A 12,964-nucleotide genomic window follows, 5' to 3' on the forward strand; every position below is an offset into this window, starting at 1 on the left:
GGTCTCGCCCGTCGGAAGGTCACGGCTTGCGGGCGAGACCGCCGTGTTCGCCGATGGGCTCCGCGGCGGGGGAGCCGGGCTCGGGGCGCCAGAAGGGCACCGAGACGCCCCCGGGGTCCAGGAGTTCCAGGCCGTCGAAGAACGCCGCGATCTGGTCGACGGGGCGTAGGAAGTAGGGGACGGCGCCGGACTCGTTGTAGGTGTCCTGGGCCTGTTCGTAGCCGGCGTCGGTGCCTCGTGAGCCGTCGTTGACCGAGAGGTAGCTGCCGGACGGCAGTCCGTCCATCAGCCGGGTCACGATGGCGCGCGCCCGGTCGTAGTCGGCGATGTGCCCCAGGATGTTGCTGAGGATCAACGCGGTGGGACGGCTGAGGTCCAGCGTCTCGGCGGCGGCCGCCAGGATGCGGTCGGGGTCGGAGAGATCGGCGTCGACGTAGGCGGTCGCCCCCTCGGGGGTGGACGTGAGCAGGGCCCGCGCGTGCGTGAGGACCATGGGGTCGTGGTCGACGTAGACGATCTTGGCCTGCGGGGCGAGCCGTTGGGCGACCTCGTGGGTGTTGTCCACGGTCGGCAGGCCGGTCCCGATGTCCAGGAACTGGCGGATGCCCGCCTCGGTGATCAGGTGGGTGATGTTGCGGCGCAGGAAGGCACGGCTGCTGCGGGCGACGGTGACGATGCCGGGGAAGACCGCGCTGTACGCGTCACCGGCCGCCTCGTCCACGGGGTAGTTGTCCTTCCCGCCCAGCCAGTAGTTCCAGATCCGGGCCGAGTGCGGCACCGATGTGTCGATCTTCTGCTGCGCCGAGGGGTCCGGCGTCGTGGCGTGGTCGGTCATGAGGGGGGTCCGTCTTTCACCGAGGCGTAGAGCTGTTCAGCGCACAATTTAGGCCCCAACAGTAATGCTGCGCACACCAGTTCACCTCACTCGGGGATGGGGATACGGAGCCGCTCGGCCATGCCGAAGTCACTCGGGCATGCCGAAGTCACTCGGCCATGAGGACGGCCACGCTCTTGAGGCACTCCACGCGCAGGGCGGCCGCGACGGGCGAGGCGTGCCAGTGCCTTCTGGCAGCGGGCGTTGGAGTCCCTGTCGGCGCCGCGGTTGATCTCGTCGTCGTCGAGCGCCACATCGACGACGCCCGGCCCGTCGGACGGGTCGTCGAGGTCCTCGTCCGTGACGGAGTCCCAGCAGAGCAGGGTCGAGACCCGAAGGGCGGACGCGTGTCCCGCTTCTTCTGAGCCCACGACAACAGCCCTACGGGGTGCGGGCCCTGGACTACTTCCTCCGGACGCCCTCGATCACGAACGCGGCACCCAGGCTCACCACTCCGGCAGCCATCGACCCGAAGAAGACCCCTTCGAAGAGCTCGCTGTTCGCGCCCGCGACGGTTCCGTCCTCATACGTGCACGATTTCTCGAAGGGGAAGCGGGACGTGTGCAGATCTGCGCAGCGATTGTGCAGGTCCTCATTGTCGATGCTCGCATGGACCCAGGAGAGCGCCCACAGGAGAAGGAAGATCCCGTTGAAGGCGCAAACGGCACCCCACAGCCGGTTCACCTGGGCCTCACGATCGCCACCGCTCGTCACACGCCGGAGAGTACCGTGCCGCTATCGGACGCGTGTGTGGAGATGCATGTCGTGCCAGCCATCAGCAAAGGTCCGGGTCCTGGAACGCCTTCACGACGGCAGCGGCGTCCCGCAACAGCCACGGGCGCAGCACCGCGCCGCCCTCGACCGGCAAGGACGACAAGGACGGCCGGGGAGCCCCGGCCGGATACCCGGCGGGCATCAGCGGAGCGGCCACCACAAACATGGCGGCGGCATCTCAAGAGCCGGATCTTAGGGGGCATGAGCACTTCGAGGGGCACGACGGTTCAGGCGGGTACCCGGAGGCTCGCCGGGCAGGGGGCGCGGACCGCCCCTGCCGTGGGCTCAATGCGTCGTGTGTGCGCCTCCGTTGACGTGCAGCACCTGGCCGGTGATGTGCCGTGCCGCGGGCGACGCGAGGAAGGCGATCGTGCCCGCGACGTCCTCGGGCGATCCTGCGCGGCCCGTCGAGGTGTCCGCCACGAGCTGCTCGCGCCGCTCGTCGGCCAGGTGGTTCCGGAAGAACTCGGTGTCGGCGATGTAGCCGGGTGCGACGACGTTGGCGGTGATGCCACGCGGGCCCAGCGCGCGAGCGAGGTCGAGGTTCCAGACGTGGAGCCCGGCCTTGGCGGCGCCGTACGCCCCGGATCCGGAGCCCAGGGCGGCGGCGATCGACCCGACGTGCACGACGGCTCCGCCCTCCGCGAGCCGCTCGTCCAGGGCCCTCGTGGTCAGTGCCGCGCCGACGAGGTTCGCGTCCAGGTTGGCGCGGAAGGCCTGCGCGTAGGAGGCGAGGTCCGTCGGCCCGGCGGTGTCGAAGTCGGTGTTCCCGCCCGCGTTGTTCACCAGGACGTCGATGCGCTCCGGCAGTTTTGAGAGCAGCTTGGTGAGCGCCTCCGGCTTGGTGTGGTCGCACACCAGGGCGCGTACGCCGATCTCCTCCGCCAGCCTGTCGAGCGGTTCGGGGCGGCGGCCGGTGACGATCACGGCCCCGCCGTCCTCGGCGAAGTGCCGGGCGGCCGCGCGGCCGATGCCCGTGCCGCCACCGGTGATCAGGATGGTGCGTGTCATAAGCTGAGCTCCGAATATTCCGTTGAGGTCTAAATTTAGAGCTAAACGTATCCATCTGGAGAGACTGTGGCAAGAGACCCCGACCCTCGATCCGGGCGTGACGAGGGCGAGTTCGAAGACGGCGGGTCCGGGGCGCCGGCCGCGCACCGCGCGCAGGACATCGTGGCCGCCTGGGAGCGCGAGCGACCCGGCACACCGGCCACGTCGATCGGGATCGTCACGCCGATCTGGCAACTGGCCAAGCTCTTCGGTGACGACCGACGGCGGGTCCTCGCCCGCGCCGGGGTGGACGCCGCGACCCTCGACCTGCTCAGCGTGCTGCGTCGCAGCGGCACCCCGTACACCTTGAGCACGCGCGAACTCGGCCGGCGCTCCATGGTCACGGCGGGCGCCGTCTCCCAGCGCGTGGCCCGCGCCGAACGCGAAGGCCTGGTCACCCGTCGTCCCGGAGAGGGCAGGCCCCGCACCGTCCTGGTCACCCTGACCGAGGCGGGCCACACCCTCGTCGAGGCGACGGTGGATCAAGTCCTCGGCAGGGAGGTCGACTTGGTCAGTGGACTCACTTCTGACCAGCAGAGTCGGTTGACCGAACTGCTCGGTGTCCTGCTCGACGACGTCCAGCACCGCCTCGGAGACGACCGGATGACGCAGGTGGGCGAGAGCTGAAAGCGGGCTGGAACCCGGCGCTGTGGTCGGGAGCGAGCCGGGCGATGAAGGGGACGGCCGTGACCGTCGCCGAGTAGAGCGAACCCTGGTGACAGAGAGAGGAGAACAGCTCGTCGACGGCCTCGTCCCGCACCTGCGCGTCCGTCGAACCCGCCGCCCGCAGCAGCCTTGGCACGTCCTCGGCCGACCCGTAGGCGTGCGCCAGAGAAGCCCAGTCGATGCCGTCGGCCGCTGAGGCGATGCTCCCGGCCGCCGAAGCGATGGCACCGGCCGCGCAGTTGTTCCCGTCCACCATGCGAGGAACCCTAATGACGGGCGGATTCCTCCGCTGAAGCAGCCCGTGCCTCCTGCGCCGCTGCCTGCGCCTCGCGGGCCAGCGCCCAGATGTCCGCCACCGGGCCCACGTGCCCGAGCTTGTCGGGGTTGAGCACCGAGCGGATCGTCAGGACCTGTCCGTCGAGGATGTCCAGCGCCAGGGTGTTGACGACCTTCCCGTCCCGGTCACGGCAGACCGCGCCCGGCTGGCCGTTCACCTCGTGCGGCTCCAGCGAGCCGCCGATCCGGACGAACGGCACGGCCATCGCGGCGAGCGTCCGCGCCACGTTCTCGGCTCCGACCACGGGGTGGGCCCGCTGCGGTGCCTTGCCTCCGCCGTCGCCGACCAGGGAGACGTCGGCGGCGAGCAGCTCCCGCAGCCCGTCGACGTCCCCCTCCCTGAAGGCGTCGAAGAACCGCCCTGCGAGGATCTCGCGCTCCTTGCGGTCCGCCTCGAACCGGGGCCGCCCCTCGTCCATGTGGCGACGTGCCCGTACGGCGATCTGACGGCAGGCCGCGCCCGAGCGCCCCACGGCCGCCGCGACCTCGGGGAAGGCGAACCCGAACACCTCATGCAGCACGAAGACCGCACGCTCCAGCGGGGTCAGCCGTTCGAGCAGGAGCAGGGCCGCCAACGACAAGGAGTCGGACAGCTCCGCCGAGCGCTCCGGGTCCTGGTACGGGTCCGTCAACAGCGGTTCGGGCAGCCACTGTCCGACGTAGCTCTCCCGTCGTACGCGGGCCGAGCGCAGCACGTCGATCGAGATCCGGGTGACCACCGCCGAGAGGAAGGCCTTGGGCGACGAGGGCTCTGTCGGCGAGGCCTCCCAGCGCAGCCAGGTCTCCTGGACGGCGTCCTCCGCCTCGCTCACGCCGGCGAGGAGACGGTAGGCGATCGAGAACAGCAGGGGCCGCAGCTCCTCGAACTCCTCGGCCCGCGTCATGCCAGGTCCTCCTCGAAGCCCTGCCGCCACGACGGGTAGCGCAGCTCCCAGCCGAGCTCCCGTTTGGCCTTGGCGTTGGAGAAGCCGCGGCCCTCGGTCATCATCGTCACCGCCACGTCGCCCGCCACCAGGCGGGCGAGCCACTTGGGCACCCGCATCGGCGACTTGGCCCCGGCGCACGTCGCGAGCCACGGCAACCACTCGTTGGCCGGGGCCGGTTCGTCGTCGACGATGTTGAACACGCCCCGCGCCCGCTGCTCCACGGCCAGGACCGTGGCGCGCGCCGCGTCGTCCAGATGCACCCACGAACTGTGTCCCGCACCGCTCCCGACCAGTGGGAACTTCCGCTTGCGCACGAGCTCGACCTGGTCGTCGGTGGCACCGGGGCCGTACAGGCCGCCGTAGCGAAGGGCTGCCCCTCCGGCCTTGAGGACCATGTCCTCGACGTGGCGGATCGCCTCGGCACCAGGGCGCACGACCGTGTCCGTCTTCGGGTCCAGCGGGTCCTCCTCCGTCTTGACCCAGCCGCCCCGGCGGATGCCGTTCCACGAGGCGTAGCTCTGCGCGACGACGTGGGGCACCCCGGTGGCCTCGGCGGCGGCCAGCAGATGGTCCGTCCCCTCGGTGCGCAGCCGGATCGTGGTGGCGAACCAGCGGTCGATGTGCTTCAGGTCGGGCTTGCCCGCGTGCGCCACGGAGATCGCCGTCATCTGGTGCACGATCGTGTCCGGCCGCGCCCTGGCCACCGCATGACCGACCGACACGGCGTCGAGCCCGTCCATCACGACGCCGTCCGCGCCGAGCCGCTCCAGCGATGCCACCTTGGCGGAGCTCGTCGTCGTGGCCGTCACCCGGTGGCCCCTGGCCAGGAGCTGCGGCACAAGCCGCCGCCCGAGGACCCCGGTCCCGCCTGCCACGAACACCCGCATGCCGATCACCTTCCGGATTCCTGAACCGTCACTCGAGTCACGCGACGTCCGTGCTCGATGTCCGTCTCTCGATGTCCCTCTCTCGATCGATAGACGAGATAGCCCCGGCTTCTGTGACGTGGCGCGTGTTGCCCCGGCGGAGTGACCGGCCGGCACAGGGCACGCGAGCCGTCCCGGCGGGGTCGGAGGGCGGTCCTAGCCTGCGGCCGTGGACACCCTGATCTTCCTTCTCATCCTCACCGCACTGTGCGCCGTGGCCTGGGACAAGCCCCGCCGATGGGTCATCGGTCTGCTGCTGGCCTCCACGGTCGCCGCCCTGCTGATGTTCAACCACCACGTGACCGATTCACTCGGCTACTACTACTGACCGGGAGCGTCACGCCATGAGCACCCCTTCGACCACCCCCGCACCCGCACCCCTCGGCAACCGCGTCGGCTTCCTCCTCGCGCACGCCTTCGTGCTCGCGTACTGCGCGATCCTGCTCACCAGCCTCGGCTTCCAGATCTTCGCCGGGGACATGCCGTGCCCCCTGTGCGTGGTCCAGCGGATGGCGATGCTGCTGTGCGCCGCGGGAGCCGCGTACGTCGTCGTCCGCTCCCGCTCGGGAGAGATCAGCACGGTCGACTACATGACCGGCTACGGCCTGGCCACCGTCGGCGCCGTCGCGGGCATGGCGATGTCCGCGCGCCAGGTCATGCTGCACCTCACCCACCCCGAGGGGTACGGGCCCGCGGTGCTCGGACTGCACATGTACACCTGGGCGTTGGTGACGTTCCTCGTCGTCATCGTCTTCTGCGCGCTGAGCTTCGTCTTCGCGCCGGTCCTCATGCCGAAGGGTGTCGCGTACGGCGTCGCGTCCAAGGCGGTGGTGTGGCTGCTGCTTGTCATCGCGGCCGTCATCACCGTGCTGACCTTCGCCGAAGAGGGCTTCAACTTCACCCTCCCCGACGATCCGCTGCGGTACGAGCTCTTCGCCTGAGCTGCGTCCTGCTGGTAGGTCCTGCCTATGCCTGGCGTCGCAGGTGCGCGGTCAGGTGGTGCTGCAGCGGCTGGCCGACGGCCGCGAGGTCGTGCTCGAAGGTGAGGGCGCCGTCGTCGGTCAGGGTGTAGCGGCGGCGGGTGGCGTCGACCGTCTTGGCGGTCGGGGTGAGGGCCACCTGATCGGTGGGGAGGTCGACGGTGCCTTCGGCGGCATGGCCGACGGCGATCTCCGTGATGCCGGTGGGCTGGGTGATCAGCGCCTCCACCCGGCCGTCGGGCTGCAGCCGCCACCAGCCGCTCTCACGGGCCGAGGGGCGCAGGGGAGTTCCGTCGGCGTCGAGCAGCCAGGCGCGGGCTTCGTAGTGCAGGAAGGGCCGCCCGTCGTGGGTGAAGGTGACTTCCTGCGCGTACGTGAAGTCGTCCTCGACGGTCGGGTATTCGCCGCGTCCCGTGCCGCGCCAGGTCCCGAGGAGTCCGAGCACGGGGGTGAGGAGCGCGTGCGGCGCGGGTGCCTGGTCCGGCCTGTGGCTGTCGGGGAAGGGGTACTGCTGCGGTGCGGGGCTGGACACGGTGTGAGCTCCTGGGTCGGGGTGGGGCCGGTCTCGGCACCGGCGCGGACACCGGTGCCGGACGGAAGCCTAGGCCGCCGTCCGCCCGGTCCGATCAGTCCGACTCCTCGACGAGTCCGAAGCCTTCGGGAAACCCTTCCAGGAATTCACGCCGGGCGGGGTCCGTCCCGGCCTCGGTCATCGTCCCCAGCAGATCGAGGAACTCGCCCTGCTGCTCGCTCGACAGCCGCGTCACCAGATGGGCGACGCCCTCGAGCACCTTGACGGCGTCGTCCGGATCCATCTGCTCGTCCTCGCAGCTCTCGACGCACCGGAGAACGTCGACCAGGGCCTGGGCCAACGCATGGGTCAGGGACGGGTAGGCGGGCATCATCAAGACGGCCTCCCGGCGGTTCGGCGTCGGCGGCACGAGGTTCCGCCATCCCACCAGATGCCACTGACAACACTGCTGCCGAGTCCCTCAGTGACGGGCGGTCATGTGGGCGAGGGTCTCGGTGGCGCTGTCGGGGGAGAAGGCGCCGGCGATGCCTTCGGCCGCTCCCTCGGCGGCCTCGACGGAGCGGGGAAGCAGGATCTTCTCGTACTCCGTGATGGCTTGGTCGATCGTGGCGTTGGTGATGAGGGCCTGGGCGAGGTCGGCGCCGTCCAGCATGGCGAGGTTGGCGCCCATTCCCGAGATCGGGGACATGAGGTGGGCGGCGTCGCCGAGGAGGGTGACGCCGGGGGTGTGCGGCCAGGTGTGGGGGACGGGAAGGGCGTACAAGGGGCGGTTGGCGCAGCCCGTGTCGGAGTCGGTGATCAGCCTCAGCAGATCCGGGCTCCAGCCGGTGAACCGGGCCAGGAGGGCGTCGCGTACGGCGGCGGTGTCGGTGAGGTCGAGTCCGGCCTGCCGGTGCCAGTCCTCGTCTACACGCATGCCTACGTAGATCCGGATGTGTCCGCCGCTGTTGCGCTGGGCGACGAAGCCCTGGTTGTCGTCGAGCGCCATCATTGTGCCGTCGCCGGTGAGCCGGGCGAGGTGCGGGTGGCGGGTGTCGGCGTCGTCCAGGCCGGTCTCGACGAACGTGACACCGGTGTAGAGGGGCTTCGCGTCGGACACCAGGGGGCGGACCCTGGACCAGGCGCCGTCGGCTCCGACGACGAGGTCGGCTTCGGCCGTCGTGCCGTCGGCGAAGTGCAGGCGGTGCGTGCCGGTGGGGAGCGGGTCGGCGCGGGTCAGTTTGCTGTCCCACCGCACGGTGCCGGGCGCGAGGGAATCCAGGAGGAGGTCGCGCAGTTGGCCCCGGTCGATCTCGGGGTTGCCCTCGGTGGCGTCGGACTCGGGCGGAGCGGCGTCGAACAGGGTCCGGCCGTCGCGGCCGACCAGCCGTATCTGCTGGCCCTCGGGGCGCGACAGGGCGAGGAAGTCCTCCAGCAACCCGGCCGCGCGCAGGGCGGATTGGCCGGAGCCGGGGTGCATGTCGAGGGTGCCGCCCTGGTCACGGGCGGTGCGGGTGGGATCCATGTCGTAGACGGTGACGGAGGCGGCGATGCCGTGCCGTTGCAGGACGCGGGCGCAGATCAGGCCGCCGGGTCCGGCGCCGATGACGGCGATGCGGGGTGCGGCGGCGGTCGTGGCCGTGGCCGTGGGAGTGGTCATGGTCATGGTGGATCTCCGTACGTGTGCGCACAGCGGTGCCGTGCGGGCGTGGTGTCGGGTGCTGGGGGAGCGGCTCGACGAGGAGCGGCGGGGCCGGGGCGTGCTTCACGGCCGCCGTTCCAGAAGAGCACACCAACTCAATAAGTGCAACGACTAAACTTTTGAAGTTGGACAACCCAGGGGGTACGCTCCTTGGCATGACCGAATCCGACACCCACGCCTCCCGCGCCGGTGCTCCGTCGGCGCCGGTGGGGCGCCGCGAGCGCAAGAAGGCCGCCACCCGCCGGGCCATCGCCGATGCGGCACTGCGTCTGTTCCTGGAGCGTGGGTACGACGACGTGGGCATCCGGGAGATCGCGGACGCCGCGGACGTCTCCACCACCACGCTGTTCAAGCACTTCCCGGTCAAGGAAGCCCTGGTCTTCGACGAGGACGACGATGACGAGGCCCGCCTGCTCGCCGCCGTGCGCGAACGGCCCGAGGGGCAGTCCGTCCCCGCGGCGCTGTGCGAGCACGCGCTCCGCCACCGCATGGCGGCCGCGGACGGCGACCCCCGCTTCACCGCCTTCTTCGACCTGGTGAACAACACCCCCGCGCTGCGCGATTACGTGCAGGGCATGTGGCTGCGCCACGCCTCGGCCCTGGCCCAGGTCATCGCCGAGGAGCGCGGCCTGCCCGCGGACGATCCCGCCTGCGCCGCGCTGGCCCACTTCGCGCTCGAGGCACCGCGCGCCGCGGGTGGTCACGACGATCCCCGCCGGGCCCTCACGCGCGCCTTCGAGCTGCTGGAGAAGGGCTGGGACTCCCTTTGAGCGGAGCTTCCTCTGACCGGGCTCCCTCTGGCCGGGCTCCCTCTGGCCGAACTTCCTCTGACTGGAAACCCCTGCAAGGAGCTTGCCTTGGCACCTGATCCCACCGTTGTTCATCCACTGCCGGCGCACGACCGTGTGGTGTTCCTCAAACCGCTGGTCACCTCACCCCAGATCGTGGTCGGCGAGTACACGTACTACGACGACCCCGCGGGTGCGACGGAGTTCGAGCGTCAGAACGTGCTGTACGCCTATGGGCCGGAGCGCCTGATCATCGGCAAGTACTGCGCGATCGCCACCGGCACCTGCTTCCTGATGGCGGGCGCGGAGCATCCGACCATGGGTGTGTCCACGTACCCGTTCACCATGTTCGGCGGACGCTGGGCCGAGCAGACGCTCGACGTCGTCACCTCCATGCCCAGCCGCGGCGACACCGTCGTCGGCAACGACGTCTGGTTCGGACGCCAGGCCACCGTCATGCCCGGGGTGCGCATCGGCGACGGCGCGATCATCGCGGCCGGTGCCCTGGTCACCGCGGATGTTCCGCCGTACACGATCGTCGGCGGCAACCCGGCGAGGCCGATCCGGCAGCGGTACGAAGACGCCGACGTCGAACGGCTCCAGAAGGCCGCGTGGTGGGACTGGCCGAGCGAGCTGGTCACCGAACACGCGCGCACCATCATGACCGGCACCCCGGCCGACATCGAACGCATCGCCGCCGAGCGCGGTGGAGAGGAAGCGCAGTGAGCGAGGCGAGCCCCATGGCCGAGGTGTCCATCGACGAGTACGCCGTGTCCGACGGCAAGGCCGGTCCGTACGCCCTGACCACCGGCCCGGACGGCGCCCTGTGGTTCACGCTCGTCCACGGCGGCCGGATCGGCAGGCTGGTGCCGGGTGGTGAGGCGACGAGCCACGCGCTCGATCCCGGCAGCGGGCCGACCGTGATCGTCCCCGGGCCCGACGGTGCCCTGTGGTTCACCGAGTACCAGGCGCACCGGATCGGGCGGATCACCACCGACGGTGTCGTCGACGAGTTCGCGCTGCCGACCCCCGACTGCGGGCCGTTCGGCATAGCGGAAGGGCCGGACGGCGCGCTCTGGTTCACCGAGACCACCGCCGACCGCATCGGGCGCATCACCTCCGACGGCGACGTCACGGAGTTCGCGCTGCCGGTCTCCGGCGCGTTCCCCTCCGCGATCACCGCCGGGGGCGACGGCGGCATGTGGTTCACCCTCAACCAGGCCAACGCCATCGGCCGGATCGGCATGGACGGCACGGTCACCCTGCACCCGCTGCCTACGGAGAACGCCGCGCCGGTGGGCATCGCCGCGGCTCGCGACGGTGCCCTGTGGTTCGTCGAGATCGCCGCGGGGCAGATCGGGCGGATCACCCCCGACGGGGAGGTCACCGAGTTCCCGCTGCCGGATCGTGCCGCTCGCCCGCACGCCGTCACCGTGGACGACAGCGGCACGGCGTGGTTCACCGAGTGGGGCGCGAACCGCATCGGATCCATCACGCCCGACGGCTCCATCGCCGTACACGACCTGCCCACCCCCGAGTCGGAACCGCACGGCATCGCTCTCGGTCCCGACGGCGCGCTGTGGGCCGCTCTGGAGATCGGCGCCCTCGCTCGCATCTCCCCGGTGCGGAGCGGCAGTTGATCATCTGACCTCTCGCGGCGGCGCCGGGGGAGGTCAGCGTGTCCTCCAAGGCCCCAGCTTCTCCGGGTTCCGTACCGCCCAGCAGCGCGTGATCCGGTCGTCCGCGATGTCGAACGCCATGACCGTCACGGTGACGCTGCCCTGTTGGACGACGAGGCCGGGCTGGCCGTTGACCGTGCGCTCCAGGAGCGTCAGGTCGGGGGCCATGCCCAGGATGCCGATCAGGTGCCGCGCGATGTGCTCGCTGCCCGCGGTGGGGGCCGCCGCGTTGACCAGGCCGCCGGTGTCGGCGATGCCCGTGGCGTCCGGGTCGAGGAGGCCGATGAGGGCTTCGATGTCCTTCGCCTCCCAGGCCTGCTTGAAGTCCCTGACGATGGCGGCGCGCCGGTCCGCCGGAGTCGGTGAACCGTGCGACGCGGGGATGCGGCGGCGGGCCGAGGAGGCCAACTGGCGGCACGCCGCCGGGGTCCGGCCCACGATGTCGGCCACCTCGGCGAAGGAGTAGCGGAAGACGTCGTGCAGGATGAACGCCACGCGCTCGGCGGGCGTCATCGATTCGAGCACGACGAGGAACGCCATGTTGATCGACTCGTCGAGCGTGACACGGTCGGCAGGGTCGGCCGTACTGCCGCTCGGCCGCACGTCGATCCACTCCGTCCGGTCCGGCAGCGGCTCGGGGATCCATTCGCCCACGTAGTTCTCGCGCCGGACCCGCGCGGAGCGGAGCTGGTCCAGGCAGATGCGGCTGGCGACCTTCATCAGCCAGCCGCCGGGCGAAGCGATGGCCTCCTGCTGCTTCGCCGACATCGCGTACCAGCGTGTGTAGGCCTCTTGCACGACGTCCTCGGCGTCGGCCAGGGAGCCGAGGAGGCGGTACGCGAGATTGAGGAGCTGACGCCGCTCGCTCATGATCGCGTCAAGGCCCGGATCGAGCGGGCCCTCTCCTGGCTCGGTCGATGTCCTCATGGTGTCGCTGCTCCCTTGGCCGGATCTGTCGTCAGTCGTACGACGGGACGTCACTCGTACGACGACACAGCTCCGCGAAATGTGAGGCGACGCGCTGACCTCACATTCTGCGGGGCTGTCCCGTCGTACTGCTGGGACGAACGCGATCCCGTACGAAAGCGAATCCGTACGAAAGCGATCCCGTACGAAGACCATCGCGCACGAAGACGGTCGCGCACGAACACGCCCCGTACACAAAGGAGATCACTATGGACGCCCGTTTCGACTTCATGGCGAACCCGGTCGGCGCCAAGGCCATGAAGCACCTCGTCTCGGTGAGCAGGCCGGTCCTGGAGTCGACGCTGCCGGGACCGACGCAGCAACTGGTCGTGCTGCGTGCCAGCCAGATCAACGGCTGCGGGTACTGCGTCGACATGCACACCAAGGACGCCGCGCACGAGGGGGAGAGTGCTCAGCGCCTCCATCTGGTCGCGGCCTGGCGGGAGGCCACGGTGTTCACGGACGCCGAGCGGGCCGCGCTTGAACTGGCGGAGCAGGGCACCCGCATCGCCGACGCGGCCGGCGGCGTCCCCGACGAGGTGTGGGCCAACGCGGCCAAGCACTACGACGAGGACCAGCTCGCCGCCCTGGTGTCGACCATCGCCCTCATCAACGCGCTCAACCGCATCAACGTCATCGTCCAGAAGCCCGCGGGCGACTACCAGCCCGGCCAGTTCGGCTGAGGACGGGCCCCTGGGACGGGGCGTGACCGAAGCGGCGTCGGCCGGGGCCCCGGTACCGGGGTTCGGGGCCCCGGCCGACGCCGCCGTGACACCTTCGGTGCTT

18 protein-coding genes are annotated in these 12,964 nt (G+C 70.5%); 7 read left to right on the plus strand and 11 right to left on the minus strand.

The features are described 5' to 3' along the window. Positions 1–19: 19 nt before the first annotated feature. The 5 genes from AB0B50_RS03265 to AB0B50_RS03285 all read right to left on the minus strand — a co-directional run bounded on the left by AB0B50_RS03265 (position 20) and on the right by AB0B50_RS03285 (position 2,659). Entirely contained in the window at positions 20–835 is an 816-nt protein-coding gene (locus tag AB0B50_RS03265; protein WP_362324679.1) for an SAM-dependent methyltransferase, read from the minus strand. Positions 836–921: 86 nt separating this feature from the next. Then, positions 922–1,245 (minus strand): hypothetical protein, encoded by a 324-nt coding sequence (locus AB0B50_RS03270; RefSeq protein WP_362324682.1) that lies wholly within the window; start codon positions 1,243–1,245, stop codon positions 922–924. Between the two features lie 31 nt (positions 1,246–1,276). Further along, on the minus strand, positions 1,277–1,588 hold the full coding sequence (locus AB0B50_RS03275; RefSeq protein WP_362324685.1) for a hypothetical protein: 312 nt from the start codon (positions 1,586–1,588) through the stop codon (positions 1,277–1,279). Between the two features lie 61 nt (positions 1,589–1,649). Next, positions 1,650–1,814, minus strand: a complete 165-nt coding sequence (locus AB0B50_RS03280) for a hypothetical protein (protein ID WP_362324688.1) — start codon at positions 1,812–1,814, stop codon at positions 1,650–1,652. A gap of 119 nt (positions 1,815–1,933) precedes the next feature. Continuing rightward, entirely contained in the window at positions 1,934–2,659 is a 726-nt protein-coding gene (locus AB0B50_RS03285; RefSeq protein ID WP_362324691.1) for an SDR family oxidoreductase, read from the minus strand. A 159-nt stretch (positions 2,660–2,818) separates the two neighbouring features. Here AB0B50_RS03285 and AB0B50_RS03290 point away from each other — a divergent pair, with 159 nt between their 5' ends. Next, complete coding sequence (locus AB0B50_RS03290; RefSeq protein WP_362325074.1) at positions 2,819–3,325, plus strand: MarR family transcriptional regulator; 507 nt, start codon at positions 2,819–2,821, stop codon at positions 3,323–3,325. Between the two features lie 305 nt (positions 3,326–3,630). Here AB0B50_RS03290 and AB0B50_RS03295 read toward each other — a convergent pair whose 3' ends face one another. Continuing rightward, positions 3,631–4,584, minus strand: a complete 954-nt coding sequence (locus AB0B50_RS03295) for an RNA polymerase sigma-70 factor (RefSeq protein ID WP_362324694.1) — start codon at positions 4,582–4,584, stop codon at positions 3,631–3,633. After that, entirely contained in the window at positions 4,581–5,513 is a 933-nt protein-coding gene (locus AB0B50_RS03300; RefSeq protein ID WP_362324697.1) for an NAD(P)-dependent oxidoreductase, read from the minus strand. The genes AB0B50_RS03295 and AB0B50_RS03300 overlap by 4 nt, the downstream gene beginning before the upstream one ends. 208 nt (positions 5,514–5,721) lie before the next feature. On the opposite strand from AB0B50_RS03300, the gene AB0B50_RS03305 reads away from it, so the two are divergent. Both AB0B50_RS03305 and AB0B50_RS03310 read left to right on the plus strand, forming a co-directional pair. Continuing rightward, on the plus strand, positions 5,722–5,880 hold the full coding sequence (locus AB0B50_RS03305; RefSeq protein WP_362324699.1) for a DUF5993 family protein: 159 nt from the start codon (positions 5,722–5,724) through the stop codon (positions 5,878–5,880). A 16-nt stretch (positions 5,881–5,896) separates the two neighbouring features. After that, on the plus strand, positions 5,897–6,493 hold the full coding sequence (locus tag AB0B50_RS03310) for a disulfide bond formation protein B (RefSeq protein WP_362324702.1): 597 nt from the start codon (positions 5,897–5,899) through the stop codon (positions 6,491–6,493). Between the two features lie 25 nt (positions 6,494–6,518). On the opposite strand, the gene AB0B50_RS03315 is transcribed toward AB0B50_RS03310, so the two are convergent. The 3 genes from AB0B50_RS03315 to AB0B50_RS03325 form a co-directional block, all read right to left on the minus strand. Continuing rightward, a complete protein-coding gene (locus AB0B50_RS03315; protein ID WP_362324705.1) occupies positions 6,519–7,064 on the minus strand; it encodes an FABP family protein in 546 nt (181 codons plus the stop codon). Between the two features lie 94 nt (positions 7,065–7,158). Next, the gene (locus AB0B50_RS03320) at positions 7,159–7,473 is read right to left on the minus strand and encodes a hypothetical protein (RefSeq protein WP_362324707.1); all 315 of its coding nucleotides are present in this window, start codon (positions 7,471–7,473) and stop codon (positions 7,159–7,161) included. A 51-nt stretch (positions 7,474–7,524) separates the two neighbouring features. Further along, positions 7,525–8,709 carry an NAD(P)/FAD-dependent oxidoreductase gene (locus AB0B50_RS03325; RefSeq protein ID WP_362324710.1) on the minus strand — a complete coding sequence of 395 codons (1,185 nt, stop codon included), beginning with the start codon at positions 8,707–8,709 and terminating at the stop codon, positions 7,525–7,527. A gap of 191 nt (positions 8,710–8,900) precedes the next feature. Here AB0B50_RS03325 and AB0B50_RS03330 point away from each other — a divergent pair, with 191 nt between their 5' ends. The 3 genes from AB0B50_RS03330 to AB0B50_RS03340 all read left to right on the plus strand — a co-directional run bounded on the left by AB0B50_RS03330 (position 8,901) and on the right by AB0B50_RS03340 (position 11,173). Further along, complete coding sequence (locus AB0B50_RS03330) at positions 8,901–9,515, plus strand: helix-turn-helix domain-containing protein (protein WP_362324713.1); 615 nt, start codon at positions 8,901–8,903, stop codon at positions 9,513–9,515. An 87-nt stretch (positions 9,516–9,602) separates the two neighbouring features. Next, entirely contained in the window at positions 9,603–10,259 is a 657-nt protein-coding gene (locus AB0B50_RS03335) for a CatB-related O-acetyltransferase (RefSeq protein ID WP_362324716.1), read from the plus strand. Positions 10,260–10,273: 14 nt separating this feature from the next. Next, the gene (locus tag AB0B50_RS03340) at positions 10,274–11,173 is read left to right on the plus strand and encodes a virginiamycin B lyase (protein ID WP_362325077.1); all 900 of its coding nucleotides are present in this window, start codon (positions 10,274–10,276) and stop codon (positions 11,171–11,173) included. A 33-nt stretch (positions 11,174–11,206) separates the two neighbouring features. Here AB0B50_RS03340 and sigJ read toward each other — a convergent pair whose 3' ends face one another. Beyond that, positions 11,207–12,139 (minus strand): RNA polymerase sigma factor SigJ, encoded by a 933-nt coding sequence (gene sigJ, locus AB0B50_RS03345; RefSeq protein ID WP_362324717.1) that lies wholly within the window; start codon positions 12,137–12,139, stop codon positions 11,207–11,209. Between the two features lie 248 nt (positions 12,140–12,387). On the opposite strand from sigJ, the gene AB0B50_RS03350 reads away from it, so the two are divergent. Beyond that, the gene (locus tag AB0B50_RS03350) at positions 12,388–12,861 is read left to right on the plus strand and encodes a carboxymuconolactone decarboxylase family protein (protein ID WP_362324720.1); all 474 of its coding nucleotides are present in this window, start codon (positions 12,388–12,390) and stop codon (positions 12,859–12,861) included. The last annotated feature ends 103 nt before the right edge of the window (positions 12,862–12,964 follow it).

The organism is Streptomyces sp. NPDC041068 (genome assembly GCF_040647455.1).
Taxonomy (GTDB): domain Bacteria; phylum Actinomycetota; class Actinomycetes; order Streptomycetales; family Streptomycetaceae; genus Streptomyces.

Bases quoted from the DNA above. Each gene is read 5' to 3' on its own strand.
- AB0B50_RS03265 (WP_362324679.1), bottom strand. From the start codon at position 835: ATGACCGACCACGCCACGACGCCGGACCCCTCGGCGCAGCAGAAGATC.
- AB0B50_RS03280 (WP_362324688.1), bottom strand. From the start codon at position 1,814: ATGTTTGTGGTGGCCGCTCCGCTGATGCCCGCCGGGTATCCGGCCGGG.
- AB0B50_RS03285 (WP_362324691.1), bottom strand. From the start codon at position 2,659: ATGACACGCACCATCCTGATCACCGGTGGCGGCACGGGCATCGGCCGC.
- AB0B50_RS03295 (WP_362324694.1), bottom strand. From the start codon at position 4,584: ATGACGCGGGCCGAGGAGTTCGAGGAGCTGCGGCCCCTGCTGTTCTCG.
- AB0B50_RS03300 (WP_362324697.1), bottom strand. From the start codon at position 5,513: ATGCGGGTGTTCGTGGCAGGCGGGACCGGGGTCCTCGGGCGGCGGCTT.
- AB0B50_RS03310 (WP_362324702.1), top strand. From the start codon at position 5,897: ATGAGCACCCCTTCGACCACCCCCGCACCCGCACCCCTCGGCAACCGC.
- AB0B50_RS03325 (WP_362324710.1), bottom strand. From the start codon at position 8,709: ATGACCATGACCACTCCCACGGCCACGGCCACGACCGCCGCCGCACCC.
- AB0B50_RS03330 (WP_362324713.1), top strand. From the start codon at position 8,901: ATGACCGAATCCGACACCCACGCCTCCCGCGCCGGTGCTCCGTCGGCG.
- AB0B50_RS03340 (WP_362325077.1), top strand. From the start codon at position 10,274: ATGGCCGAGGTGTCCATCGACGAGTACGCCGTGTCCGACGGCAAGGCC.
- sigJ (WP_362324717.1), bottom strand. From the start codon at position 12,139: ATGAGGACATCGACCGAGCCAGGAGAGGGCCCGCTCGATCCGGGCCTT.
- AB0B50_RS03350 (WP_362324720.1), top strand. From the start codon at position 12,388: ATGGACGCCCGTTTCGACTTCATGGCGAACCCGGTCGGCGCCAAGGCC.